This is a genomic window from Mesorhizobium loti (assembly GCF_013170705.1).
Taxonomy (GTDB): domain Bacteria; phylum Pseudomonadota; class Alphaproteobacteria; order Rhizobiales; family Rhizobiaceae; genus Mesorhizobium; species Mesorhizobium loti_D.
On record NZ_CP033334.1, the window covers coordinates 1,585,759 to 1,611,509 of the forward strand.

Below are 25,751 nucleotides of genomic sequence, written 5' to 3' on the forward strand. Positions count from 1 at the left end.
CGAATTTACAGGAGCCCTTCTACCACAATAGATAAAAGTCTATTTGGAACGGAAAGTCATTCATATTAGGTGTAGCTCATTTAGTTGAAGATTACTCAAGTAGAAATAGTGCCTTCCCACGTCGTCAGCAACAGGGACAGTGTCGTCGCGATGATCCGTTTCTGGCTTCTCATGATGGTCGCGCTGGTGACGGTGGCCGCCTTTGCACTCGGCACGACGTCTTCCCATGCGGATAGTTGCAGCGCGATCAGAAGCCAGTTGCTTTCCGGGGGCCGCGGCGGGGGCGTGAGCCCCGAACTGGCGCAACTGCGCCGCCAGCTTGCGGCGATCCAGGGCCTGGAGAGGCAGCGCAGGTGCACGGCGCAAAGTGCCACGGGCGGCTTCTTCAACGCTTGCGCCGACCTTGCCAGAAACCGGACAGAGGTGCAGCGCCAGATGGCTGCCGCGTCCAATTCCGGCCGCGACATATCGGGCCTGCAGGCTCGGTTCGCGGCGCTCGGCTGCACGTCCGGGGCGAAGGAGCAGCGCTCGGCACCGAAGACCCAATCCGCAACGGGTGGAGCAACCTATGCCGGCAATGCGATGCTGTTTTGCGTGCGGCTGTCGGACGGATATTTCTTCCCGGCGCCAAAGTCACAATTCGCCGGCAGCGGCGATCTCAAGGGAATGGCCGATCAGTGCCGTTATATCTGCGATGACCCGGCCGTCGATCTCTACACGTTGAGCGATGCCAGTCTGGAAACCGAAAAGATGGTCGCGCTCGATACGCGCAAGCCCTACACCGAACTGCCATCGGCTTTCCGCTATCGGGACGATGCAAATTTCAAGGCCTGTGACGTCAAACGTTATTATCAGCGGGTTGCCGAACTCAGGGCAAGGACGGTGACGCCGACAGACATGTCCAATGCCATCATTCCCCTGCCTCAGCCGAAGCCGGACCTAGGCAGCGTCGCGGCAATCCCGCAATCCGGCGCCGAAGCCCCGGGTGTTGTCCAATTGCAGTCGATCGAGGCCGGCAAGCGGACGGTGCGCGTGGTCGGCCCGGCCTTTTTCCCGGCGGAATAAACCGCGTCCTTCATCCCGTTTCGCGGATACAGATTGCAGCGGGTTGTCGGTGCGGCAGCAAAGCTGGAACGGAAGGGGCGCTCACGGCGTTTTGATCGACATCAGCCAGGAGAGACGCCATGGCCACGTTCCGGGAAATGCGGGTGCAGGAAATCGTCGAGGACGAATCCCTGTCCACCGAACAGAAGATCGCCGAGTTGCGTGAGATCGAATCCGAGGCCCGTGGGCTGCAACGGGCAGCTTCGGAGAGCTCGATGGGTGATGATGACGGTTGGCAGGACGATTTGCGCCAGGTTCGGTTCGCGCTCGACAAGCTCGGCGCAAAGGAGCCGAAGAAGGGCGCGGCATCGCTGTAGGGCCTGTCCGCGACTTCGGTTTGTACTTCCAGGGATCAGTCGCAGACCATGCGGACTCGCTGACCAGGTGCGCTTACGTTCCTGCACGCCAGTTGTTTTTCCGGCTCCGACGACGCGGGCGACGGCGGTGAAAGCCTCGTCTGGTGTCGTCTCCGTACGGCAGGTTTCGAAATCCTGCGTTCGGAAAATTGACCGGGGGGCTGCGGCGGCACCGGAAAGGCGCCATTGTCGACCTGCGGCGCGTAATCGACATTGGGGGGCGGCCGTTCCCAGAAGCGCCTGGCGTCGAGCGGCCGCGGGATGATGACCGTGCCGTCATAGCTGCGCGAACAGCCACTGCCGAGAAGCAGTGTCACGCCCAGCAAGAAAGGCCCTATCCGTGCGTACATTAGCAACACCCCTGTATGAGCTTATAACGCGGCCTTGGTCCGCACGACAACCGGGCGGAATAACGCAGGCGGAGCGTGCCGGTCGTGCCGTTAAGGTTAGCGGATCGTTAATGCTTCTCGGGCACATTCCGCCGACGAACCGCGGAGGGAGGGTTCGACCTTGATTTTCGGGGTGGGGACAGCATGGCGGAAGCGGACGAAGCAATCGGTGCGCGCGGCAAGCGTGGGTCCGGCAAGGCGGTGCATCGCGATGACGCGCCAGCGTGCGCGGACATGGATTCGGCCGACGCGCTTCGCCAACTGGTCGAGGCAGGCTCGGACTGGATCTGGGAAACCGACGCCGAGCTGCGATTCTCCTGGCTTTCACCCACCTATCAGGCGGCCACCGGCATCGATCCGGCTGATGTGCTCGGCCGGTTCCGCTTCGATTTCCTGAACCAGGTCCTGAAAGGCAAGCGCAGCGCGGCGGCGCATCTGGAGGATCTGGAGGCACACCGGCCTTTCCGCGACTTCGTCTATGAACTGAAGGGCGGCCGCGCCGGCTGTCGCTGGGTGCTGACTTCAGGCTTCCCACGGTTCGACAGCGAAGGAAAATTTGCCGGCTATCGCGGCATAGGCCGCAATGTGACCGCACTGGCCAGCGCTTTCGAAGACATCGCGTTCGAAGACATGGAGCCGAGGCAGGAACCGCCGGTCGGCGGCGACACCGCCGGGCACCTTGCCGATCTCGAGCGGACGATGGACGCCATGCGCATGGGGATCGTGCTTCTCGACGCGAAGCTCGACACGCTGATCATCAACAAGGCCTATCGTGACATCTCCAAAATGTCGGAAGGCGATGTGGCCGTCGGCGCACCCTTCAGCCTGTTGATGGAGATCAATCGGCGCAATGGTATTTATGGCGACATCGCCCAGCCGGATTGGGAGCGCTATCTCGCCAGCCGGCTGGATGAGATCCGTGCCGGCAGCGTTTCGGCACGCCAGTTCCGCCATGCCGACGGCAAGACGATGCTGTTTTCCATCACCGCCTTGTCGGGTGGCAAGCGACTGCTGACCTATTACGACGTCACCGAGCTGAAGCTGCGCGACGCCGAGCTCGCCGATGCTCTGGAAAAGGCGCGGCTCGCGGAGGCGGTGATCAACGCCGTCGAGGATCCGATTTTCGTCAAGGACGATCATCTCCGGTTCGTCTTCGTCAACGAGGCGTTCGCGAACCTGTTCGGCCAGACGCCGCAAGCCATGCTTGGCAGACCGGGTGGCGATTTCCTCGGGCCGACCCAGGCCGCGCTCTTCGAACGCAGCGAACGGGAAGTCCTGTCGACGGGACAAATCTACGAAGTCGAAGAGAATTTCGACGACGAAGGCGCCGCTCGTTCGCGCATTGTCAGGAAAAACCGCGTCCGCATGGCAAGCGGCCGTGACTATGTCGCCGGCTTCCTCTTCGACATTTCCGACATGAAGCGGCGCGAGATCGAGGCGCAAGATGCGCGCAAGCATCTCGCCAGCGTGCTGGAATCGCTGCCGGCGGGCGTGATCATCTACGATCGCGACGACAAGTTCGTCTTCGCCAACCACAAGCTGCAGGATACGCTGCCGGCGCTGAAACCTTTCTGGCAGCCCGGCCGGAATTTTCGCGAGGCGTTGGAATTCGGCCACTCAGTCGGCTATTTCCGCTCGAGCGGCGATAGCGGGATCGACAGGCTTTACGAACCCGATCCCGAACGCTGGCTCGACAGCATATTGGCGCGCTATCGGCTGCCAAATTCTTCCTACGAGCGCCTCAATGCCGATGGACGCTGGTATCAGGTCTACGACATGCGCACCGATGACGGCACGTTCATCGGCGTGCGCGTCGACATCACCGATATCAAGAGCCGCGAAGCGGCCTTGCGCGACTCAATGCGCCAGATCGACCTGTTCCGGCACGTCATGGATGAGTTGCCGGTGGCCGCCTTCATCAAGGCGCAGGACCTGAGCATCGAATTCGTCAACAAGGCCTGGTGCGCGATCACGGGCCTCGCCAAGGAAGATGTCATCGGCCGGACCGACCGCCAGCTGTTTGGCGCCGCGGAAGCGGAAGGCTACAGCCATGACGACACCGATGTCGTGGCGACCGGCGCCGTGCGCGAGGTCGAGGAACCCGTCACCCATCGCGACGGCACGGTGCGGCAATTGATGACGCGCAAGAGCCGCCTGGTGGCGACGGACGGATCGGTGCATCTGGTCGGCTCCAGCACCGACATCACCGACGTCAAGGCGCGCGAGCGGGCTCTGGAAGAGAGCATGCGCGAAAACGAGGTGTTCCGCAGCCTGATCGACAATGTGCCGGTGTCGATCTACGCCAAGCGCTCCGACCTCAGGCAGTTCTATGTCAACAAGGGCTGGTGCGACCTCACCGGCTTCAGCAAGCAAGAGGCGATCGGCAAGACCGATGTCGAGATCTTCGGCCCTGATGGCGAGGCCTTCGTGGCCGGCGATCTGGCCGTGCTGCGCACCGGCGAAACCCAGGAGATCGAGGAGAGCGTGACGCTCCCCGACGGCAGCGTGCGCCACCAGTTCGCGCGCAAGGGCGCGATGATCGCGTCGGACGGTTCGCTCTACTTGATCGGATCGACCACCGACATCACGGAGCTGAAGATGCGCGAGGCGGAGCTCAGCGAGGCGCGCCAGCGCGCCGTGCTCGCCGACCGCGCCAAGTCGGAATTCCTCGCCAATATGAGCCATGAAATCCGCACACCGATGAACGGTGTGCTGGGCATGGCGGAACTGCTGGCCAAGTCCAATCTCGATCCGAAGCAGAAGACGTTCACCGACATCATCGTCAAGTCGGGCAACGCGCTCTTGACCATCATCAACGACATCCTGGATTTCTCCAAGATCGATGCCGGCCAGATGGTGCTCGATCCGGCGCCCTTCAACCTCGCCGAGGCGATAGAGGATGTGGCGACGCTGGTGTCGACGCGTGCCAAGGAAAAGGACCTCGAGCTCATCGTGCGCGTCGAGCCAGGGCTCGAAAACCTGTTTATCGGCGACGTTGGCCGCATCAGGCAGATCGTCACCAACCTGCTCGGCAACGCGGTGAAATTCACCGATGAAGGCCATGTGCTGGTCGACGTGACCGGCGAGAGGGTCCCGACCGGAACCAGGCTGACGATCTCGGTCACCGACACCGGGATCGGCATCCCCGAGGAAAAACTGAAGCTGGTCTTCGAAAAATTCAGCCAGGTCGACACCTCCTCGACGAGGCGGCACGAGGGCACCGGGCTTGGCCTTGCCATCACCTCACGGCTGGTCGAACTGATGGGCGGCGAGATCGGCGTCGAGAGCGCCGAGGGCAAGGGCTCGACCTTCTGGTTCACCGTGACGCTGCCCAGGGCCGGACAGCAGAACGGGCAGCGCATAATGCCGGTGGACGTGACGGGCGCACGGGTGCTGATCGTTGACGACAATGCCGTCAACCGGGCCATCCTGACCGAGCAGATGGTCTCGTGGACATTCGATTCCTGCGCGGCCGAAAGCGGCGCCGAGGGCCTCAAGGTGCTGATCGCGGCCGCCGCCTACGGCGTGCCCGTGGACTGCGTCGTGCTCGACTACCAGATGCCTGGGATGAGCGGCGCCGAAATGGCGCGCATCGTGCGCAACACCGAAGGTCTCGCCGACACGCCGATCATCATGCTGACCTCGGTCGACCAGTCGCTCGCCAACACCAGCTACCGCGATCTCGGCATCGACGCCCAGCTGATCAAGCCGGCGCGTTCCTCGGTGCTCCTGGAGACACTGGTCGCGACCATACAGCGCCATCGCCACGCCACGGATGGCCACGCCGCCCAGCCGCTCGCGGGCGAGGGGCCTGACGCTTCTCCGCCGCTGGCATTGTCCGAACAACGTGCGCAATTGCAGCCGCCACCGATTCGCCCCAGGCCGCCTGCCACAGGTGGTGGCGGACACAGGCTGGACATCCTCGTGGCCGAGGACAACGAGGTGAACCAGATGGTCTTCACCCAGATCCTTGGCGAAACCGGCTATGGTTTCGAGATCGTCGGCAATGGCCGCAAGGCGCTCGACGCCTTCGGCAAGCTCAATCCGTGCATGATCCTGATGGACGTCTCGATGCCGGAGATGAGCGGGCTCGAGGCGACCGCCGCGATCCGCCGGCTGGAGCACGAAACCGGCACGCATGTCCCGATCGTCGGTGTCACCGCGCATGCGCTCAAGGGCGATCGCGAGCGGTGCCTGGAGGCCGGAATGGACGACTATCTGCCCAAGCCGATCAGCCCCAGGGCCCTGCTGGAGAAGGTCGAGCGCTGGATCGGCGCCGGCCGCCAGGTCCAGCGCAGCGCGGGATAGCATCGCGTTGCCTGGTGCCAGGGATGTGAGAGGCAAGCCAAGGGAATCAATCGTGGATTTGCTGCCATGCCCGCGTGCAATGACTATGGTGCGATCGCACCATATCAAAGTCGGCACCCAGCCGAGACAATAGCAAAATCGAATTCCGCCCTTGCAGTTACGGGCGGGAGCAGCGACCGCCGGCAAAGAAGCAGCGTCAACCTACCCCAACGGACCTGTTTTTGGCGATGGCCCGGCCACGACACGCTCTGGCCTTGAGCAACGCACTCCCGCCCGGATTTTCTTCCCTTGATAAAGCCCCGTCGAATCCGGCGGCGGCTCCGGCTCGCGGGCGGCCCAAGCCCCTGATTCCGAGAGCAAACTCGGATCGGGCCGCGACCGCCCGATGCCACCGCCCTTGCCAGTGCTTGTGACGCGTTACCGGGCTGACACGAAACTGTCATGCGACTGTTATAATCGAAGGCTATTGGCCTCAGCGGGCGCCGGTTAGGAATGGCGCCGAGAGACCATCTTCCGAACAGGAGCAGGCCACATGAGACATTTCATCCGCTCGGCGGCCGTTGCGATTGCAATGGCTACGGCGTCTACCTTCACCCTTTCCGCGGCAATGGCAGCTGACCTTTCCGGCGCCGGCTCGACATTCATCTACCCGGTGTTCGCCAAGTGGGCCGACACCTACAAGAAGGACACCGGCATCGGCCTCAACTACCAGTCGATCGGTTCAGGCGGCGGCATCAAGCAGGTCATCGCCAAGACCGTGACCTTCGGCGCCACCGACAAGCCGATGTCCGACGCCGACCTGGAAAAGAACGGCCTCGTGCAGTTCCCGATGGTGATGGGCGGCATCGTGCCGATCGTCAACCTCACCGGCGTCAAGCCGGGCGAACTCGTCCTCGACGGCAAGACGCTGGCCCAGATCTATCTCGGCGCCATCACCACCTGGGACGACGCCGCGATCAAGGCTCTGAACCCCACCCTCACCTTGCCGTCGACCGCCATCGCCGTCGTGCATCGTTCGGACGGTTCGGGCACCACCTTCAACTTCACCGACTATCTGGTGAAGCTCTCGCCCGACTGGAAGGACAAGGTTGGTTCGGACACCGCCGTCGAATGGCCGACGGGTGTCGGCGCCAAGGGCAGCGAAGGCGTTGCCAACACCGTCAAGCAGACGGATGGCGGCATCGGTTACGTCGAATACGCCTACGCCAAGCAGAACAACCTGTCCTACTCCAAGCTGGTGAACGCTGCCGGCAAGGTTGTCGAGCCGTCGCTCGAATCCTTCGGCGCCGCCGCTTCGAATGCCGACTTCAAGACTGCCAAGAACTTCAACGTCATCATCACCAACGAGCCCGGCGACACCACCTGGCCGATCGCCGCCTCCACCTGGGTTCTGATCCACAAGGCCCCGGACGATGCCGCCGCCACCGGCGAAGCCCTGAAGTTCTTTGCCTGGGCCTACAAGGACGGCAAGGAAACCGCCAAGGCGCTCGACTATGTCTCGATCCCCGACAGCGTCGTCGATCTGATCAAGGCTTCGTGGAAGGCCGACATCCAGGCCGGCGGCAAGCCCGTCTACGCCGGCGAGTAACATCTTCCAAAGGAGCGCCGCGACCGTGGCGCTCCTTTCCCTTCAATCCGAAAGAGCCGAGCTTGACATGAGCGCTGTCCAGGAAGCCTTGCCAGCCGTCAGAGGTTCCCGCGATGCCACCGTTCGACGGTTCGCGCTGACCGACTCAATCTTCCACGCGACAACCCGCGCCGCCGCGATATTGGTGCTGGTGCTGCTTGGGGGCGTCGCGATCTCGCTGTTTGCCGGTTCCTGGCAAGCCCTGTCGACTTTCGGCTTTTCCTTCCTGACCAGCGAAAGCTGGAACCCGGTGACGGAGAAGTTCGGTGCGTTGGCCCCGATCTACGGCACCATCATCACCTCGGCAATCGCCATCCTGATCGCCGTGCCGCTTGGCATCGGCATCGCCATCTTCCTCACCGAGCTCTGCCCGCGCCCGCTGCGGCGCCCGATCGGCATGGCGGTGGAATTGCTGGCCGGCATCCCTTCGATCATCTACGGTATCTGGGGCCTGTTCGTGCTGGCACCGTTCCTGCAGACGACGGTGCAGCCTTTCATTATCAGCGTGTTCCACGGTATTCCGGGCCTGAACGGCCTGTTCGCCGGCCCTCCTTATGGCATCGGCCTGCTGACCTCGGCGATGATCCTGGCCATCATGATCCTGCCTTTCATCACCTCGATCACCAAGGACGTGTTCGATACGGTGCCATCGGTGCTGAAGGAATCGGCCTATGGGATCGGCTGCACGACCTGGGAGGTCACGCGCCGGGTCGTCATTCCCTACACGCGCATAGGCATCATGGGCGGCGTCATGCTCGCTCTCGGCCGCGCGCTTGGTGAAACAATGGCGGTGACCTTCGTCATCGGCAACGCCCATCGCATCAGCACGTCGCTGTTCGCACCGGCAACGACCATCTCGGCGACCATCGCCAACGAATTCACCGAAGCCGTCGGCGATCTCTACACCTCCTCGCTGGTCGCGCTCGGCCTGATCCTGTTCGTTATCACCTTCCTGATCCTTGCCATCGCACGCTACATGCTGATGCGCATCGATGCCCGCACGGGAGCCTGACCGATGTCGACAGCCGCGTCGCTTCACCAAAGCCGCAAGCGCAAGAATGGCGTGATGATGACGCTGTGCGTCATCGCCGCCGGCATCGGCCTTGCCTGGCTGGCGCTGATCCTCGGCGCACTGCTCTACAAGGGCCTGTCGGGGGTCTCGCTGTCGGTGTTCACCGAAATGACCCCGCCGCCCGGTGACGCCGGCGGCCTGCTCAACGCTATCTACGGCAGCATCGTGATGACCATCATCGGCATCATCGTCGGCACGCCGATCGGCGTGCTGGCCGGCACCTACATGGCTGAATACGGCCGCTTCTCGAAGCTCACCACCGTGGTGCGCTTCATCAACGACATTCTTCTGTCGGCGCCATCGATCATCATCGGTCTGTTCGTCTACGAGCTGATGGTGCGGCCGATGGGGCATTTCTCGGCGATCGCCGGTGCCGTCGCGCTGGCCATCCTGGTCATCCCGGTCGTCGTGCGCACCACCGAGGACATGCTCAATCTGGTGCCGAACGCGTTGCGCGAAGCCGGCACCGCGATCGGCGCGCCGCGCTGGGTGGTCATCCGTTCGGTTGCCTATCGCGCGGCACTTTCGGGCATCGTCACCGGCATATTGCTGGCCATTGCCCGCATCTCCGGCGAGACCGCACCCCTTCTTTTCACGGCGCTGAACAACCAGTTCTGGTCCAGCAATCTCAACGCGCCGATGGCCAGCCTGCCAGTCACCATCTTCCAGTTCGCTCTCAGCCCCTACGAGGAATGGCAGCAGCTGGCCTGGACCGGCGCACTCATAATCACATTGACGGTTCTCGCGCTCAGCATCTTTGCGCGCAGCCTGACAGGACGCAGAGAGGACAAATGAGCCAGATGTTGTCTCCAGACATGACGATCGCCGCCGAGGCGGCGGCCAAGGCCAAGATCGAGGTCAAGAACCTCAACTTCTACTACGGCCAGTCGAAGGCGCTGAAGGATATCACGCTGTCGCTGCCCGAGCGCAGCGTCACCGCCTTCATCGGCCCTTCCGGCTGCGGAAAGTCGACGCTGCTGCGCGTCTTCAACCGCATCTACGAGCTCTACCCCAAGCAGACCGCCGAGGGCCAGGTGCTGCTCGACGGCCAGAACGTTCTCGACCGCTCGCAGGACCTCAACCTTTTGCGCACCAAGATCGGCATGGTGTTCCAGAAGCCGACGCCGTTCCCGATGTCGATTTATGAGAACATCGCCTTCGGCGTCAGGCTCTATGAGAAGATCAGCCAGGCCGAGATGGACGGCCGTGTCGAGCAGGCGCTGAAGCGCGCAGCCCTGTGGACGGAGGTCAAGGACAAGCTCAATGCCAGCGGCCTCAGCCTGTCGGGCGGCCAGCAGCAGCGGCTGTGCATCGCCCGCACGGTGGCGGTGAAGCCGGAGGTCATCCTGCTCGACGAGCCGGCCTCCGCGCTCGATCCGCTGTCGACCGCCAAGATCGAGGAACTGATCGACGAGCTGCAAGCCGACTACACGATCGTCATCGTCACCCACAACATGCAGCAGGCGGCGCGCGTCTCGAAGCAGACCGCCTTCATGTATCTGGGCGAACTGGTCGAATTCGACCGTACCGAGAAGATCTTCACGTCGCCCCGCGAAAAACGCACGCAAGACTACATCACCGGCCGCTTCGGCTGATCGCACGCATTACGAGGACCAGGATCATGGCCGAACACACAGTCGCAGCCTTCGACGAGGATCTCGGACAGATCAGCAGGCTGATCAGCGACATGGGCGATCTCGCCGGCTCGATGGTCGGCGGTGCCACCAAGGCGCTGTTGAATTCCGACAATGCGCTGGCACAGCGCGTGGTCTCCGACGACGCCATCATGGATGCACGCCAGCGCGAACTCGACGATCGCGCCATCACGCTGATCGCCAAGCGCCAGCCGATGGCCGACGATCTGCGCCATGTCGTCGGGTCGATCCGCATGGCCGGCGACCTCGAACGCATTGGCGACCTTGCCAAGAACATCGCCAAGCGCGTCGGCACCGTCGGTCTCGCCGCAACGCCGCGCGACCTGTCGCATTCCATCGACGCCATGGCGCAACTGGTGCTGATCCAGGTGCAGGGCGTGATCGAGGAGTATGCGGCGCGCGATGCCGCCGCGCTTGCGAAGCTGCGCGCCGACGACGAACGCATCGACGTCAAATACACGTCGGTGTTCCGCGAACTCCTGACCTACATGATGGAAGATCCGCGCAACATCACCGCTTGCACGCATCTGTTGTTCTGCGCCAAGAATCTCGAACGCATCGGCGACCATGTGACCAACATCGCCGAGAACGCGTACTATGTCCTGACCGGCACGCAACTGCCCGCCAACCGCCCCAAACAGGACGAGACGGCGATGTCGGCGCCGGCGGCTTGACGCAAGAGGTGACCAATCGATGATCGCGCCACGCATTATGGTGGTGGAGGATGAGGAGCCGCTGGGAGTGCTGCTCCGTTACAATCTTGAATCCGAAGGCTACCAGGTCGAGGTGGTGCCGCGCGGCGACGAGGCTGAAATCCGCCTGCAGGAGAACGTGCCCGACCTTCTGGTGCTCGACTGGATGGTGCCGGCGGTGTCCGGCATCGAACTCTGTCGGCGCCTGCGCATGCGGCCCGAGACCGAACGGCTGCCGATCATCATGCTGACGGCGCGCGGCGAGGAGAGCGACCGCGTGCGCGGCCTTTCGACCGGTGCTGACGACTATCTGGTCAAGCCGTTCTCGACGCCGGAATTCATGGCCCGCGTCAAGGCGCTGCTGCGCCGCGCCAAGCCGGAAGTGCTGTCCAGCGTGCTCAAGGTCGGCGACATCGTGCTCGACCGTGAATCGCACCGGGTCTACCGCAAGAAGAGCGAGATCCGGCTTGGGCCGACCGAATTCCGCCTTCTGGAATTCATGATGCGCCATCCCGGCCGCGTGTTCTCGCGCAGTCAACTGCTCGACAATGTCTGGGGTGAGACGATCTATATCGACGAGCGCACCGTGGATGTGCATGTCGGCCGCCTGCGCAAGGCGGTCAACAATGGCCGCATGCCCGACGTCATCCGCACCATCCGTGGGGCAGGCTACGCGATCCGTGAGGATTAGGTCCTTGGCGCGGAAGCGTTGACGGGTTGCATCCGCTCCCGGATAGAACGCATTTGGTGTTGGCTCAGAGCTTATGGCTTCGTCATCCCAGGGTCTCCGCGACGGAGCTTCGCTCCTGCTCCGCCCAGGGATGACGACCTCGAGGGGGCTCGGCCAATCTCCAGCGCTGATCTGTGGGATCGGCACAGGAGTTCGCTCAAGCCACATTCTTCCCAGCACTCCCTCTCGCCTGCACGCCCGGCGCGAAGATTTCCTGATCGACGAAGGTCAGTGCGCGCATGGCACAGCCCTCGCGGATCAGGGGCAGCTCGTTCGGTTCGGTGTCGAACGAAATCGATTTCGAGTGCTGGCCGCCAGCGGTCTGGGCAATCGCCTCGCGCAATGCCGGCTCGATCAGGTCGAAGGCGGCGGCGCTGACGCCGACCATGGCCACGGGGGCGGGATCGATCAGCGCGAACAGGCTGCCGAGGCCGTAACCCAGTGCTTCCCCGGCCTTGCGATAGGCTTCGCGCTCGGGCCCGGCCCGTTCTCGTGCCGTGGCGGCGAGCGCCCGCATCTGCGCATCGCTGACATCGGCGACCGGCTCGGTGTCCTCGCCAAGCTGCCTGGCATTGCGCCAGATGGCGTAGTTGCCGGCATAAGCCTCGACGCACCCGCGCCGCCCGCATCGGCAGAGCGCGCCGCCTGGCCGATGGATCATGTGGCCGAACTCGCCGCCCGACGAATGGGTGCCGGTGAACAACTCGCCCTTCAGCACCAGGCCCATGCCGATGCCGTGCGACAAAAGGATGGCGATGAAGTCGTCGCGGTAGCGTTCGGGGTCGCGCCAGCGCAGCGCCACGGCCATCATGTTGCAGTCGTTCTCCATGGTGGCCGGGATGCCGAACTCGGCTTCCAGTATGTCGGCGAAGGCGATATCGGTCTGCGGCGTGATCGGCGACCACAGCATGGCCCTGGCCTCGGTGTCGGTGATGCCCTGGATCGCCAGTGCGATGCGGGCGACGCTGCGCACGTCGATATCGGGATCCTCGAGGCGGCGCCGTACAATGGCGACGCATTCACCGATCAGCGCCTCACGCGACATGGTCAGCGTGTCCAGCCGGCGCTGTTCCTCCGATATCACCTGGCCGGCATAGTCGATGACGGCGACGGACAGGAAATTCAGCGACAGCACCACGGTCATGATGGCCGCGGCCTCCGGGTTGAGGCCGAGGCCGACCTGTGGCCGGCCGCGTTTGAGCGCACCGGCCTCGCTCGGCTTGCCCTCGGCCAGGATGCCTTCGCCGATCAGGTCGGAAGAGATCGCCGATATGGTCGAATGGCTGAGGCCGGTGGTCGCGGCGATCTCGGTGCGCGACGGTTGGCCGGCCCGGCGCACGGCCGCAATCACCATGGCGCGGTTGCGCCGGCGCAGATCGTCGTGGCGGATTCCGACCGACATACTTTCCCACATCCTCCCGGTCGCCGCGGTTCTTCCTGCCCCTCGAACACTGCCGGCAACCGGGACAAATACTGGCAGAAGCGGATGGTGCTGTCATTTATTTATTGCGGGGCTCGAAAAAAAGTCCGCGACACCTCAATATCCATCAGAATCGATGTTGACAGCGTTTCGACGATGGACCAGTATTTTTTTTGAGGCTCGAAAAAATAGAGCCTCTGTGCCGGCCTTCGGGTCAGTTTGGTCGCGCCATACGCGGCGCAGGGAGGATATCATGAAGAGATTCACGGCCGCCATCCTGGCGGGTGTCGCCATGTCGCTGACGCTTGCGTCGGTCGCGCAGGCGAAGGACAAGGTCATCGGTGTTTCGTGGTCGAACTTCCAGGAAGAGCGCTGGAAAACCGACGAGGCCGCCATGAAGAAGGCGATCGAGGCCGCCGGCGACAAGTACATTTCCGCCGATGCGCAGTCCAATCCCGGCAAGCAGCTTACCGATGTCGAGAGCCTGATCTCGCAGGGCGCCAACTCGCTGATCATCCTGGCGCAGGATGCTTCGGCGATCGGCCCGGCGGTGCAGAAAGCACTGGACGAAGGCATTCCGGTCGTCGGCTATGACCGACTGATCGAGAACAAGGACGTCTTCTACCTGACCTTCGACAACAAGGAAGTCGGTCGCTTGCAGGCCAGCGCGGTGTTCAAGGTCAAGCCGGAAGGCAACTATGTCTTCATCAAGGGCTCGGGAGCCGATCCGAATGCCGATTTCCTGTTCTCGGGCTCGATGGAAGTGCTCAAGGCGGCCATCGACAGCGGCAAGATCAAGAATGTCGGCGAGGCCTATACGGACGGCTGGCTGCCCGCCAACGCCCAGAAGAACATGGAACAGTTCCTGACGGCCAACGACAACAAGGTCGATGCCGTGGTTGCCGCCAATGACGGCACCGCAGGCGGTGTCGTCGCGGCGCTGACGGCGCAAGGCCTTGCCGGTACCGTGCCGGTGTCGGGCCAGGACGGCGATCATGCCGCGCTGAACCGCATCGCGCTCGGCACCCAGACCGTGTCGGTGTGGAAGGACGCGCGCGAGCTCGGCAAGAATGCCGCCGAGATCGCCTCGCAGCTGGCTGACGGCAAGAAGATGACCGACATTGCCGGTGTGAAGGATTTCACGACACCTGGTGGCAACACCGTCAAGTCGCTGTTCCTGACCCCTGTCGCCATCACCAAGGACAATCTCAATCTCGTCATCGATGCCGGCTGGATCAAGAAGGACGAAGTCTGCGCGGGCGTCGCCGCCGGCAGCGTCGCGGCCTGCAACTAGAACGGCGCAGCACGGTTCGACATCGACGCCGCGGCCCAAAAGCCGCGGCGTTTTCTCAAAAAAATTTGTGTTTCCGCCTCAGGCGGATAGCTTCTAGGCTGCGTTCCGGCATCCGTGCCGGATGGCCGGCCGGTGGGAGGAAATCATGACCGACACGACGTCCAACCCGCAGGTCGACACCGCGCGTGCGTCGGAGCTTGGCGCGGTTGCCCGGTTCCTGAAGGCAACCGAGATCGACACCCGCATGCTCGGCATGATCGGTGCCCTGTTGCTGATCTGGGTCGGGCTGCACGTGATTTCGAGTCTGCGTCTGGGCGTCAATCCGCTCGATTTCGACAGCCGCACCTTTCTCACTCCGCGCAATCTGTGGAACCTGTCGGTGCAGACCTCCGCGGTCGCCATCATGGCCTGCGGCATGGTGCTGGTCATAGTCATGCGCAATATCGACCTGTCCGTCGGCTCCGCCGAGGGCTTGATCGGCATGGTCATGGGCTTTGCCCAGGTGCATTTCCTGGTCCGGTTCGTCGGGCTTGAACTCGGCAATCCGTGGATCTGGGTTCTGGCGCTGGTCATCGGGCTGGCGCTCGGGCTGCTGATCGGCGCTTTCCAGGGTTTCATCATCGCCTATCTCGAAGTGCCGGCCTTCATCGTCACGCTGGGCGGCCTGCTGGTCTGGCGCGGTGCCGCCTGGTGGGTCACGTCAGGCCAGACCGTGGCCCCGCTCGACGCCACGTTCCAGCTGATGGGCGGCGGCCCGGCCGGATCGATCGGCGCCACCTGGAGCTGGATCGTCGGCATCGTCGCCTGCCTCGCCGTCGTGTTTGCACTGTTCAACGGGCGGGTGCAGCGCAAGCGCTTCCGCTTCCCGTTGCGCCCGGTCTGGGCCGAGACGCTGCTTGGCACCGTCACCTGCGCCGTCATCATGGGCGCGGTGTGGCTGGCCAATTCCTATCCGTGGCCCATCGGCATCGTGAACAGATACGCCGCCGCCAACAACATCACCGTGCCCGAGGGTGGCCTGTTCATCGCCCACGGCATTGCCATCCCGGTGCTGATGGCGATCGCCGTCGGGCTGATCATGACCTTCATCACCAACCGCACCCGTTTCGGCCGCTATGTCTTTGCCATCGGCGGCAACCCGGAGGCCGCCAACCTGGCCGGCATCAACACGCGCTGGATCACCATGAAGGTGTTCATGATCATGGGCGTGCTGGCCACGATCGCCGCCGCGATCTCGTCTGCCCGGCAGAACTCGTCGACCAACGTGCTTGGCACATTGGACGAGCTGCTTGTCATCGCCGCCGCCGTCATCGGCGGCACGTCGCTGGCCGGCGGCTCGGGAACGATCATCGGCGCCATGCTCGGAGCGTTGCTGATGCAGTCGCTGCAGTCCGGCATGGTGCTGCTCGGCGTCGACTCGCCCCTGCAGAGCATCGTCGTCGGCGCCGTTCTGGTTATCGCCGTCTGGCTCGACACCGTCTACCGCAAGCGGGTTTAGGGGGAGAAAGACCATGGCTGACAAAACCGCTCCCGCCGCCAGCACGCCGCTGGTCGACATGCGCAACATCTCGATCGCCTTTGGCGGCATCCGGGCCGTCGACGACGCCTCGATCGATCTTTTCCCGGGCGAGGTCGTGGCGCTCCTCGGCCATAACGGCGCTGGCAAGTCGACGCTGATCAAGATCCTGTCCGGCGCCTATAAGCGCGATGCCGGACAGATCTTCGTCAATGGCGAGGAGGCTTCGATCTCCAACCCGCGCGACGCCAAGAGATACGGCATCGAGACGATCTACCAGACGCTCGCCCTGGCCGATAATGTCGACGCCGCCGCCAATCTTTTCCTTGGCCGCGAACTGATGACCGCCTGGGGCACGCTCGACGATGTCGCCATGGAGGCCGAGGCGCGCAAGGTGATGGGGCGGCTCAATCCCCGCTTCCAGCGCTTCAAGGAACCGGTGATCAAACTGTCGGGCGGACAGCGGCAATCGGTGGCGATCGCACGCGCGATCCTGTTCAACGCCCGCATCCTGATCATGGACGAGCCGACGGCGGCCCTTGGTCCGCAGGAGACGGCGCAGGTCGGCGAACTGGTCAGGCAGCTCAAGTCCGACGGCATCGGCATCTTCCTGATCAGCCACGACATCCATGATGTGTTCGAGCTGGCCGACCGGGTCTGCGTGATGAAGAACGGACAGGTCGTCGGCACCGCGCGCACCACCGATGTCACACAGGACGAGGTGCTCGGCATGATCATCCTGGGCAAGTGTCCCCCGGGCGCTATTCCCGGACCGGGAGCGCTGAAGATCGCCGCCTGAGGGCTTTCGGCGGGTGGCATTGCTCTCCCGCGCGTCCCCGTTGCCGCTCACGTGATGTGCCAGTGATCGCGATGGGTTGGCCTTGCCATTGTGTTGGCCCGGCGACTTGCCCATAAAGGTCCGGTATTGCTCATGGACCGCATCATCCGTTGAAGAAACTTTTTCCGATTGTCGCGTTCATCGCCGTTGCGCTGATCAGCATGACCATGGCGGGGTTCGCCTATTTCGCGACGCAGGAAGCGGCCCGCATCAAGTTCGAGGCGGCGGCCGATGACGCACTCAACCGGATCGAGAGCCGTATCGACCTGCATTTGTCGCTGCTGCGGTCGACGCAGGCCCTGTTCGACGCCCGCAATGGCGACATCTCCCAGAACGAGTTCAAGGCCTTCTTCAACGCGCTGGATGTCGACACCAATTTCGCCGGCCTGCGCGGCATCGGCTTCCTCAGGCTGGTCAAGACGGGCGATGAGGCAGCTGTCGAACGCGACATCCTGCATGATTTTGGCGCCAGCCATCCGGTCTATCCGGAGACGACGCAGCCCTGGCGGGCGCCCATCATGCTCTTCGAGCCGATGGACCCGTCCAACCAGGCCGGCATCGGCTACGATATGTTCAGCGAACCAGTGCGGCGCGCGGCGATAGAGAAGGCGATGGCCGATGACCAGCAGCACGCGAGCGGGCTGGTGCAACTGGGCCAGGGCACGGGCGCCACGCGGACCTTCACCGGCTTCCTGGTCTTTGTCCGGCTTAATGTCGAAACAGCGCCGGAGGTCATCAACGCATCGCGTTCCTCGACCGCGGGCTTTCTCTACGCGGCCTTCCGCGCCCGCGACTTGTTCCAGATCGCGCTCAGCCGTGCGCCGCTATTACCGGTCAACACGGAAATCTATGACGGTGCGGTGAACAGCGACAATCTCCTGTTCCAGTCGGAGACGCCGCCGGTTTCGTCCTTTGGCGATCGGCTGCTGGTCACCCGCAAGATCACGGTGGCCGGCCGGCCGTGGACGGTATTGTTCAGGCCGACCAGCGCCTTCTCGCAGCCGTCGTCGCGCGCCATTCCGGTGATGCTGGGGCTGTTCGGCCTGCTGGCGGCGGGCGCCATCGCGCTGGTGGCGCGCTATCAGGAACGTGCCTATGAGGCGGCATCGCGCTTGCACGAGACGACGGAGAAGAGCCTGCTCGAAAAGGACCTGATGCTGCAGGAGATGAAGCATCGCATCAAGAATTCGATCACCAGAGTGCTGGCGATCGCGCGGCAGACAGCTTCGCGAGCGACCGATGTCAACGAGTTTTCGGCGTCCTTCTCGGCCAGGCTGCAGGCGATGGCCGCTTCCCAGGACATGCTGACGCGTTCGCGCTGGCAGAAGGCGGATCTCGCTGATCTCCTGCGCATCGAACTTGGCCAGGTGTTCGGCAAGGACCTGCCGGAGGGGTTGCTGACGGGGCCCGAGGTGCTGCTCGACGAGACCACGACGCAGGCGCTTGGCCTCACCTTCCATGAACTGGCGACCAATGCGCTGAAATACGGTGAAGTGGGCAATTCCGCCAGTTCGCACCGAAGTGACTGGGCGCTCAAAGTGGACTGGTCGCTGGAAGGGCGGGGGCGCGAGCGGACGCTGGCGCTGAACTGGCGAGAGGCCGGGAAGAAAAAGGTCGAAGCGCCGGCCGAGACCGGATTTGGTACCAAGCTGATCGACCTCAATGTCACGCGCGAGTTGCGCGGCACGATCAAGCGCGATTTTCAGGCCGATGGTTTGAAGGTGGAAATAAGAATTCCGCTCACTGGTTGACGCCAATGGTCGCGCCGATGGCGATGGAATGTGCCCGCACATGCAAAATCCGGAGGCCGGCGGGCCGGCCTCCGGATCGTAGCTCGACTATCGCCGAATCAGTTGCAGCGGGCCGTGTAAATCCGGCCGTGACGGTCGCGATACTGGCAATAGCCGTTGCGCAGGTTGCGAACCAGCAAGCCCGATCCGGCACCGACAGCCGCACCGATCAGGGCACCCTTGCCGCCGCCGACCAGGCCGCCAATGCCAGCACCAATCAAGGTGCCGCCAGCCACGTCCTTCTCGGTCGAGGTGCAGCCGCTGAGAGCGGCAACCGCAACCATCGCAATAATCATCTTCCGCATCGAGTCACTCCTCACTTTGTGTCCACACTTTAGTTGGCTCCAGCAGCCATTTAGCTTAGTTGGCTCCAGCAGCCATTTAGCACGAAATTACGGCCTTTGCTGCTCGAATTTATTGTTGGCTAAGATAGTCTTTTTCTGGGCGCCCCGCCGCCGATGCCATCACCACATTGGAAATCGCCAATGATGCATTGAGGCTGCCATCGGGGCGCACATTCCAGACGATTTGATCGTAGTCATCCTCAAGCGCGGGATCGACCGCAAGGCATTTGGCGACAACATGCTGCGCCTGCCCTTGCACGTCGCCCATCGCGAACGGCCGTTCGGCGGTGCATTCGTCGGCGGTCGCGAAAACGCTGACGGGCACCTGCAATTCGCGGCAGTCGGCCATCGAGTTCGAACAGCCGATGACCAGCAACAACGCGGCTATGTGTTCCATGACGAGATGTCCTCTCGCCGCAACAACGGCGCACATCGTCAAAAAGTTCCTGTCGTGTCACGAGCACACGCAAATAATGACGGTACGAAGAACTGAGTTTCAAGCACGGCCAGAGGCTGCCACCAAAAAGCCAGCCCGGGGCAAGTTAGCGATATCCAGCCGAGAGCGCAGGGGAGGCGGCCAGGACTTCGATCAGGTCAACTGGAACAAAGCTGCGAGGAGTACAATCGCGGCCAGCGCGAGGACGATCCCAATCGTCAAGCCGTGTCGTGCCTGAAGGCGTGTTTCCGCGTTGGCTTCGGTATCCAGAAATTCGCCCATCGAAATACGGGCGGCCTGTTCCAATCTGTTGATATCGGCAATCGTCAAAACATTCCTCCCCACCGTACTGAAATCCTGCTGCCACAATGTCCGAAGACTGGACAGGTTCCGGCGGTGTCTGGGTAAAAAACAATCCGCTTTTATGGTGAACGGCTGGTTAAGAGCACGAGCCGTTCACTGCGCCTCGAAATTGCTATGTGGGACGACGAGGCGGTATTCGAGGCGGCCATCCGTGATGTCGAGGGTCGCGGTTCCGCCCAGGGATGTCGGCACCACCCGCTCCAGCGCGACGCTGCCGAAGCGCTTCTCTGTCCCCCGACCGCCATTGGCTCCAATGGCTTCGGCCCATGTCAGCGAGAGTGTAACCTCCCCGCTTTCGGCGGTGTTGAGATCGGCGGTTACTTCGACGAATCCATCCGGCCGGGACAGGGCGCCGTAGCTGACCGAGTTGACGGCGAGTTCATGCATAGCCAGGCCGATGTGAAGCGCGGCATTGGGGTTGAGGTAGGGATTGGCGCCCCGGAAGCGAAGGCTGTGCGGTGTATTCGTCCCATAGCGCCCAACCTGGCTCGTCACCAGTTCATGAAGGGCCGCACCGCGCCAGTTCGAGGACGTAACCAGATCCTGGGAGGAGGCCAGGGACTGCAGCCGGCCGCGAAAGCGCGTCAGGAAGTCGCCGATGCCATCTGAATAGCGGCCGGTCTGGCTCGCGATGCTCTGGATGATCGCCAGGAGGTTCTTCGAGCGGTGGCTGACCTCGCGCAGCAGCGTTGTCAGTGTCTGTTCGCGCCGCTTCTGCTCGGTCGTCTCGACCATGGTGGTGACGACACCTTGCACGTCACCAGCGTCGCCCCGATCGGCATCGACCCAAACCTGAAACCAGCGGACGCCGTTCTCGACCGGAACACTGATCTCGAGGCGCTCCGGATTGCCGGTCGCAACCACATCGCGCTTGGCCGCGCTGATCCGGTCGGCCTGCGCCATCGGCAGGATGCCGTTGCCGTCGGAATTATCCGAAGCCCAGGGCGCGCGCATGTTGCGAGCCCACACGGTCTTCATTTCGCGATCCTGATAGAGGACGGAAATCCCTGCATTGTGCAGTGCGTGGAGAAGAGCCCGGCCAAGCTGCATGCCACTTTCCGCCGGATGCAAGGCGATGACTTCATCGCTCCGTGCGCCTTCCGTTTTATCTGCAGTCCTGGAGCGCATCGGTCTATCTGTCCACCCAACTCAGGCTGAACGGCTCACTGTCGAATGGGTTCCAAATGAATGTCCCGAGAACCTGCCCCTCTAAAGCGGTCCGCCGGACGGCGTCCCTTGAGGGATACCGCCCGGCGGTGGCTGGAAACCGTTTGAGGGGTGCGGCTTCCAGTGTTCGCTCGCGAAGCGTTCCTCACGCCCGTCTAAACAGGCCGGCCAGCAGCGAGATAACCAGGAAAGCGAGAAAAATGAAGAACAATATCTGCGCTATACCAGCGGATGTGCCGGCGATACCGCCGAAACCAAGCGCGCCGGCAATGATTGCCACGACGAGAAATACGAGCGCCCAGTAAAGCATGGTTCATCTCCTTCCGAATGGTGCAGGGAAAACGTGGGTGGATGCGGTTTGTTCCACCATTTGCCGAAAAAGGCGATGCTTGCAAACTGTTAGAGACGGAACCGACAGCGAAATTCGGCGATGATGGCTTCGGCCGCCAAGGCCGCCCGATGCGTCGCATCGGGCGGCCTTGATCCTGGACATTCCTGCCGGAAAACAGCGAATCTATGCGGCGGCCTTTGCCTGGCGGTCGAAGAACAGCGCCTGGCTGATCAGCGCCTTGACCATGTCGGGATTGAACGGCTTGGTCACCAGGAAGGCCGGTTCGGGGCGCTCGCCGGTCAACAGCCGCTCGGGGAAGGCGGTGATGAAGATAACCGGCACGGAGGTTGACGACAGGATCTCGTTGACCGCCTCGATGCCCGAACTGCCGTCGGCGAGCTGGATGTCGGCCAGCACCATCTTCGGCCGCGTCTTGCCGAACATCGTCACTGCTTCGGCATGCGTGCGCGCCGTTCCAACCACACGATGACCGAGGCTCTCGACCATCTCCTCTATGTCCATGGCAATCAGCGGCTCGTCCTCGATGATGAGCACGTCGGTCGCCACCTGGCGGGAAATTTCATTGCTTGCCTGGGCAAGCAGTTCGGAGAATTGCTGGTCACCGACGTCGAGAATCTCGGCCGCCTCGTCCTCGCTGAAACCTTCGACGGCGACCAGCAGGAAAGCCTGGCGGGGCAGCGGCGCGATCGCATTGAGATTGGCGGCGGCGCGCTGCTCCCACGCCGATTGCGCATGCTCCTGCGGTACGCGGATGGCGACCGAGGTGAACAGCTTGGCGAAAACCTTGTAAAGAGCGATGCGGTCGCTCGAAGCTTGAGGGAAGATGTCGACGTCGGCGATGATGGCCTCAAGCATCGCGGCGACCAGCGCGTCGCCGCTCTCTTGCGATCCCGAGACAGCGCGCGAGAAGCGGCGCAGGAACGGCAGATGCGGTGCGATGGTGGCGGATAAACTCATGGTAGAACGTCTCCCTCAGAATGACGTGATTGCCTGGATTGCAGGTCAAGCTGATTGCAAGCCCCGCTAATACAACGCGGGTTTTCCGAAAAAGTTCCGGCCGATATGGAACGAATAGGCGAGAACGGCGTTTGGTGTCGGGATGGGCAACCAGACGAGGGTGCCGCTTGCCTTATGTCGAGTTGAGTATGAGCGGCCTAGCGCTGGGAATATAAGGGCGAAATGAAGGATATGACGAAAGATATTCTGGCTGGCGCCGAGGGCAGGCGCCGGAACGGTGTCGGTGACCCTCTGGGGCCGAACTCCGAGATCGGACGTAAACTCAAACAATATTATGACGAGCTGGTCTCCGACGATGTGCCGGATCGATTTGCCCAGTTGCTCAGCCAGCTGGAACAGACCGAACCCGCACAGAAGAAGGACTGAGGCATGGCAGCGGTCTCCCAAGGCTTCAAGACCGATCTGCTTGGGGCAATCCCGAGCTTGCGGGCCTTTGCCGTGTCGCTGACGCAGAATGCAGACAAGGCCGACGACCTTGTCCAGGAAACGTTGGTCAAGGCCTGGGACAAGCATGAGAGCTTCCAGCCCGGCACCAATCTCAAGGCATGGCTTTTCACGATCCTGCGCAATGAATTCTATTCGCAGATGCGCAAGCGCGGCCGCGAGGTACAGGACAGCGACGGCATCATGACAGCCAGGCTCGCGGTGCATCCCGCCCAGCACGGCCAACTCGACCTCAAGGATTTTCGTGGCGCCCTCGAGCAATTGCCGGAAGACCAGCGCGAGGCCATCATCCTCATCGGCGCATCGGGCTTCTCCTATGAGGAGGCCGCCGAAATCTGCGGTTGCGCGGTCGGAACGATCAAGAGCCGCGTCAGCAGGGCCCGCACGCGCCTGCAGGAGATTCTGAAGATTTCCGGCGAGGACGAATATGGTCCCGATGCGATCTCGGCTCAGGTCACGGGAACCGCGGCGCATTGACGTAAGGTCCGAAAACGAATTCGGACGCAGCTATATCGATCTCATCCCGCAGAGCCGCGTCCGTAAGCCCGCGCCACCGCTTCGACCAGATCTTCGCCTGAATAGGGTTTGGTTACCAGCCTGACCCCCGGAAAGGACGCCTTGATCTCGTCCGCATCCGAATAGCCGGAGGCAAACACGAAAGGGACGCCTGTTTCCCGCAAGCCGGCGGCGAATTCGAGGGTCGATGTGCCGCCCAGCATCAGATCGACAATGGCCGCGTCAAACTCGATCGCGACCTTTCCGCCGTCAACCTCGGCCAAGTCTCGGGCTATCACCACCTCGCGTGCACCGTGGTCGCGGCAAAGCTGCTCGACATCCATGGCGATGAGGAATTCGTCCTCCAGGACAAGAATCCGCAATCCGTCAAGCAATGTGGGCATCACAGGTGAAGGCTCCTTGAAACGCCGGGAGTCATGATCGCAATTGCGTGTGTTGTCATTTAAAAAAGACATGCCTTCAATCCGGAACTCGGTTCCCGGCAAAACGTTTAAGAGTACCTGCTGACCGGCAGGCTTCGAAGAGGGGTCGAAATGCCAGGGCAGAACGGGCGTGCTTCATCGAGCCGACAATATCCCTGCGAGAAGTGTCCTTTAAGGCCATTACCGGTTTTCCGCGAGTTCGAAAATCAGGAACTGGCCTTCATCAGCAAGTTCAAGAAGGGGGAGCTCGCGGTCGACAAGGGCGCCACGGTGCTCGTGGAGGGGAGCCATAGCGCCCATCTCTACACTGTGCTGTCCGGCTGGGCATTCCGCTACAAGCTGTTGCCGGACGGGCGCCGACAAATCCTCAACTATCTCATGCCCGGCGATCTCATCGGCCTGCAAGGCAGCGTCATGGGCGAGATGCAGCATTCCGTCGAGGCCTTGTCGCCGATGCTGCTTTGCGTTTTTGAACGCGACAATCTGCACGAACTCTACCGCAACCATCCGGGTCTCGGCTACGACATCACCTGGATCGCGTCGCGCGAAGAACGCATGCTGGACGAGAACCTGCTTAGCGTCGGCCGCCGCAGCGCGATCGAGCGCGCCGCTTATCTGATTGCCTTCATATCCAGCCGCGCCAAGGTCGTCGGACTGAACGGCAAGCAATCCATCCAGATTCCCATCACGCAGCAGCACATCGCCGATACGCTCGGCCTGTCGCTGGTTCACACCAACAAGACGATCCGCAAACTGATGGACCGCAAGCTGATCCTTTGGCGGGATGGTGGTTGCGAGGTGGTCGACACTGAAGGGCTCAAGCAACTCGCAGGCTGGGAAGGGTTGGGCGAGGGCCGTCGTCCCCTGATCTGACGACGTCCTCTCGCCCTGGTTTGGTGATTGGTGCGTACGCTCTTGTTTTCGACTAGAGCAGTTCACTGTTTCGCGGAAACAGCGAATTGCTCTATCTCTTTGTTTTTGACGCAACTCCGGACGGAAAACCGTTTCACACTTTTCCTGGAGTTGCTCTAGTTTGTCCCGATGCCGGAACCTTGAGACGCAAGGCGCGTTTGAAATCGAGCAATCACAAGGAGTTAAGCAATGGCAACCGCCGCAGGAAAGACCGCCAACGAAGCGCGGACGAATTCGGACCTCGAAGCCGACATCAAGCAGCTGAAGGCCGATATCGACAAGCTTACCAAACAGTTGGCCAAGACCGGCGAACACGGCTACGGCACGGCGCGCCGTGCGGCGGCCGAGGGTGTCGAGCAGCTGCGCGCCCAAGGGGAAGCAGCCTTCGACAGCCTGCGCGGCAATGCAAGGGATATCGAGGCGCAGATGCTGGCGAGCGTGCGCGAAAAGCCGGTGACGTCGCTGGCGATCGCCGCGGGCGTCGGCTTCCTGTTCGCGCTGCTCGCGCGTCGCTAGATCCGCCCCAGATGGGACTGCTGGCATCCCTGCTTTCGGGTTTCGCCTCGGGTGAAACCGTGGCCGCCATACGCCGCGCGCGCACGGCGGCCATCATCTATGCGATCGCCGCCCTGGCGGCTTTGTGCGGTCTCGGCTTTCTGGTTGGGGCAGCCTATATCTGGACCGCGGCCCGCTATGGATCGTTCGCGGCGGCGCTTGGCTTCGGTGTCGGCTTCCTGGTGATCGCCGGCCTCGTTCTTCTCGTCCATCGCTTGATGTCCGGCGCCCGTGCACGCCGCGAGGCGCGGCGGCGCAACGCCGACATGAAGGCGATCGGTATCACGGCCGCACTTGCGGTGCTGCCGGCCTTGCTCAAGGGAAAGGGCGGCCTCGGCGTCATTCTGGGCCCGGCCGTGGCGCTCGCCGCCTATGCCATATACCGCGAGAATACGAAGCCCGACGATCCGGATGCTGGGCACGAAACATGAC

At 62.6% G+C, this 25,751-nt stretch carries 27 protein-coding genes; 18 read left to right on the top strand and 9 right to left on the bottom strand.

Features of this window, described 5'->3' with window-relative positions; all coding sequences use genetic code 11:
* The first annotated feature begins 150 nt into the window (after positions 1–150).
* Positions 151–1,065, top strand: a complete 915-nt coding sequence (locus tag EB815_RS07765) for a DUF2865 domain-containing protein (RefSeq protein WP_056575767.1) — start codon at positions 151–153, stop codon at positions 1,063–1,065.
* Positions 1,066–1,184: 119 nt separating this feature from the next.
* Positions 1,185–1,421, top strand: coding sequence for a hypothetical protein (locus EB815_RS07770; RefSeq protein WP_056575770.1), 237 nt, complete (start codon positions 1,185–1,187; stop codon positions 1,419–1,421).
* A gap of 35 nt (positions 1,422–1,456) precedes the next feature.
* Here the strand turns inward: EB815_RS07770 and EB815_RS07775 are convergent, their stop codons facing one another.
* Complete coding sequence (locus EB815_RS07775; protein WP_245303374.1) at positions 1,457–1,777, bottom strand: hypothetical protein; 321 nt, start codon at positions 1,775–1,777, stop codon at positions 1,457–1,459.
* A 216-nt stretch (positions 1,778–1,993) separates the two neighbouring features.
* On the opposite strand from EB815_RS07775, the gene EB815_RS07780 reads away from it, so the two are divergent.
* The 7 genes from EB815_RS07780 (at position 1,994) to phoB (ending at position 11,894) form a co-directional block, all read left to right on the top strand.
* Positions 1,994–6,157, top strand: a complete 4,164-nt coding sequence (locus EB815_RS07780; protein ID WP_056575773.1) for a PAS domain-containing protein — start codon at positions 1,994–1,996, stop codon at positions 6,155–6,157.
* A gap of 532 nt (positions 6,158–6,689) precedes the next feature.
* The gene (pstS, locus tag EB815_RS07785; protein ID WP_081295023.1) at positions 6,690–7,745 is read left to right on the top strand and encodes a phosphate ABC transporter substrate-binding protein PstS; all 1,056 of its coding nucleotides are present in this window, start codon (positions 6,690–6,692) and stop codon (positions 7,743–7,745) included.
* A 67-nt stretch (positions 7,746–7,812) separates the two neighbouring features.
* Positions 7,813–8,796, top strand: a complete 984-nt coding sequence (gene pstC / locus EB815_RS07790; RefSeq protein WP_056575776.1) for a phosphate ABC transporter permease subunit PstC — start codon at positions 7,813–7,815, stop codon at positions 8,794–8,796.
* Positions 8,797–8,799: 3 nt separating this feature from the next.
* On the top strand, positions 8,800–9,651 hold the full coding sequence (gene pstA / locus EB815_RS07795; protein ID WP_056575779.1) for a phosphate ABC transporter permease PstA: 852 nt from the start codon (positions 8,800–8,802) through the stop codon (positions 9,649–9,651).
* Complete coding sequence (gene pstB / locus EB815_RS07800) at positions 9,648–10,451, top strand: phosphate ABC transporter ATP-binding protein PstB (protein WP_065005517.1); 804 nt, start codon at positions 9,648–9,650, stop codon at positions 10,449–10,451. The genes pstA and pstB overlap by 4 nt, the downstream gene beginning before the upstream one ends.
* Positions 10,452–10,477: 26 nt before the next feature.
* Positions 10,478–11,185 carry a phosphate signaling complex protein PhoU gene (phoU, locus tag EB815_RS07805; RefSeq protein WP_056575785.1) on the top strand — a complete coding sequence of 236 codons (708 nt, stop codon included), beginning with the start codon at positions 10,478–10,480 and terminating at the stop codon, positions 11,183–11,185.
* A gap of 19 nt (positions 11,186–11,204) precedes the next feature.
* Positions 11,205–11,894, top strand: a complete 690-nt coding sequence (phoB, locus tag EB815_RS07810) for a phosphate regulon transcriptional regulator PhoB (protein ID WP_032917568.1) — start codon at positions 11,205–11,207, stop codon at positions 11,892–11,894.
* A gap of 196 nt (positions 11,895–12,090) precedes the next feature.
* Here phoB and EB815_RS07815 read toward each other — a convergent pair whose 3' ends face one another.
* Positions 12,091–13,335, bottom strand: coding sequence for an ROK family protein (locus tag EB815_RS07815; protein ID WP_056575788.1), 1,245 nt, complete (start codon positions 13,333–13,335; stop codon positions 12,091–12,093).
* A gap of 271 nt (positions 13,336–13,606) precedes the next feature.
* Between EB815_RS07815 and xylF the strand changes: the two genes are divergently transcribed.
* The 4 genes from xylF (at position 13,607) to EB815_RS07835 (ending at position 18,752) form a co-directional block, all read left to right on the top strand.
* Positions 13,607–14,647 (top strand): D-xylose ABC transporter substrate-binding protein, encoded by a 1,041-nt coding sequence (gene xylF / locus EB815_RS07820; RefSeq protein ID WP_056575790.1) that lies wholly within the window; start codon positions 13,607–13,609, stop codon positions 14,645–14,647.
* 145 nt (positions 14,648–14,792) lie between these two features.
* A complete protein-coding gene (locus EB815_RS07825) occupies positions 14,793–16,145 on the top strand; it encodes a sugar ABC transporter permease (RefSeq protein WP_056576524.1) in 1,353 nt (450 codons plus the stop codon).
* A gap of 13 nt (positions 16,146–16,158) precedes the next feature.
* On the top strand, positions 16,159–16,962 hold the full coding sequence (locus EB815_RS07830; protein ID WP_056575793.1) for an ATP-binding cassette domain-containing protein: 804 nt from the start codon (positions 16,159–16,161) through the stop codon (positions 16,960–16,962).
* 149 nt (positions 16,963–17,111) lie between these two features.
* Positions 17,112–18,752: a CHASE domain-containing protein gene (locus EB815_RS07835; RefSeq protein ID WP_056575796.1), complete on the top strand. Its 1,641-nt coding sequence runs from the start codon at positions 17,112–17,114 to the stop codon at positions 18,750–18,752.
* Positions 18,753–18,850: 98 nt separating this feature from the next.
* Here EB815_RS07835 and EB815_RS07840 read toward each other — a convergent pair whose 3' ends face one another.
* The 6 genes from EB815_RS07840 to EB815_RS07865 all read right to left on the bottom strand — a co-directional run bounded on the left by EB815_RS07840 (position 18,851) and on the right by EB815_RS07865 (position 22,410).
* On the bottom strand, positions 18,851–19,096 hold the full coding sequence (locus EB815_RS07840; RefSeq protein ID WP_056575798.1) for a YMGG-like glycine zipper-containing protein: 246 nt from the start codon (positions 19,094–19,096) through the stop codon (positions 18,851–18,853).
* Between the two features lie 109 nt (positions 19,097–19,205).
* The gene (locus EB815_RS07845; protein WP_056575801.1) at positions 19,206–19,532 is read right to left on the bottom strand and encodes a hypothetical protein; all 327 of its coding nucleotides are present in this window, start codon (positions 19,530–19,532) and stop codon (positions 19,206–19,208) included.
* A gap of 192 nt (positions 19,533–19,724) precedes the next feature.
* Positions 19,725–19,901, bottom strand: coding sequence for a hypothetical protein (locus tag EB815_RS07850; RefSeq protein WP_081295075.1), 177 nt, complete (start codon positions 19,899–19,901; stop codon positions 19,725–19,727).
* Positions 19,902–20,027: 126 nt separating this feature from the next.
* A complete protein-coding gene (locus EB815_RS07855; protein WP_056575806.1) occupies positions 20,028–21,062 on the bottom strand; it encodes a sensor histidine kinase in 1,035 nt (344 codons plus the stop codon).
* A gap of 184 nt (positions 21,063–21,246) precedes the next feature.
* The gene (locus EB815_RS07860) at positions 21,247–21,411 is read right to left on the bottom strand and encodes a DUF1328 domain-containing protein (protein WP_010911886.1); all 165 of its coding nucleotides are present in this window, start codon (positions 21,409–21,411) and stop codon (positions 21,247–21,249) included.
* Between the two features lie 204 nt (positions 21,412–21,615).
* A complete protein-coding gene (locus EB815_RS07865) occupies positions 21,616–22,410 on the bottom strand; it encodes a response regulator (RefSeq protein ID WP_056575809.1) in 795 nt (264 codons plus the stop codon).
* Positions 22,411–22,632: 222 nt separating this feature from the next.
* On the opposite strand from EB815_RS07865, the gene EB815_RS07870 reads away from it, so the two are divergent.
* On the top strand, positions 22,633–22,836 hold the full coding sequence (locus tag EB815_RS07870) for a NepR family anti-sigma factor (protein WP_056575812.1): 204 nt from the start codon (positions 22,633–22,635) through the stop codon (positions 22,834–22,836).
* Between the two features lie 3 nt (positions 22,837–22,839).
* Entirely contained in the window at positions 22,840–23,391 is a 552-nt protein-coding gene (locus EB815_RS07875; RefSeq protein ID WP_010911883.1) for an RNA polymerase sigma factor, read from the top strand.
* Between the two features lie 41 nt (positions 23,392–23,432).
* Here EB815_RS07875 and EB815_RS07880 read toward each other — a convergent pair whose 3' ends face one another.
* A complete protein-coding gene (locus EB815_RS07880) occupies positions 23,433–23,915 on the bottom strand; it encodes a response regulator (RefSeq protein ID WP_320412015.1) in 483 nt (160 codons plus the stop codon).
* Between the two features lie 48 nt (positions 23,916–23,963).
* Here EB815_RS07880 and EB815_RS07885 point away from each other — a divergent pair, with 48 nt between their 5' ends.
* The 3 genes from EB815_RS07885 (at position 23,964) to EB815_RS07895 (ending at position 25,750) form a co-directional block, all read left to right on the top strand.
* The gene (locus EB815_RS07885; protein WP_056575818.1) at positions 23,964–24,725 is read left to right on the top strand and encodes a Crp/Fnr family transcriptional regulator; all 762 of its coding nucleotides are present in this window, start codon (positions 23,964–23,966) and stop codon (positions 24,723–24,725) included.
* Positions 24,726–24,953: 228 nt separating this feature from the next.
* A complete protein-coding gene (locus EB815_RS07890; RefSeq protein ID WP_056575821.1) occupies positions 24,954–25,280 on the top strand; it encodes a DUF883 family protein in 327 nt (108 codons plus the stop codon).
* An 11-nt stretch (positions 25,281–25,291) separates the two neighbouring features.
* Entirely contained in the window at positions 25,292–25,750 is a 459-nt protein-coding gene (locus EB815_RS07895) for a hypothetical protein (RefSeq protein WP_056575823.1), read from the top strand.
* The last annotated feature ends 1 nt before the right edge of the window (position 25,751 follow it).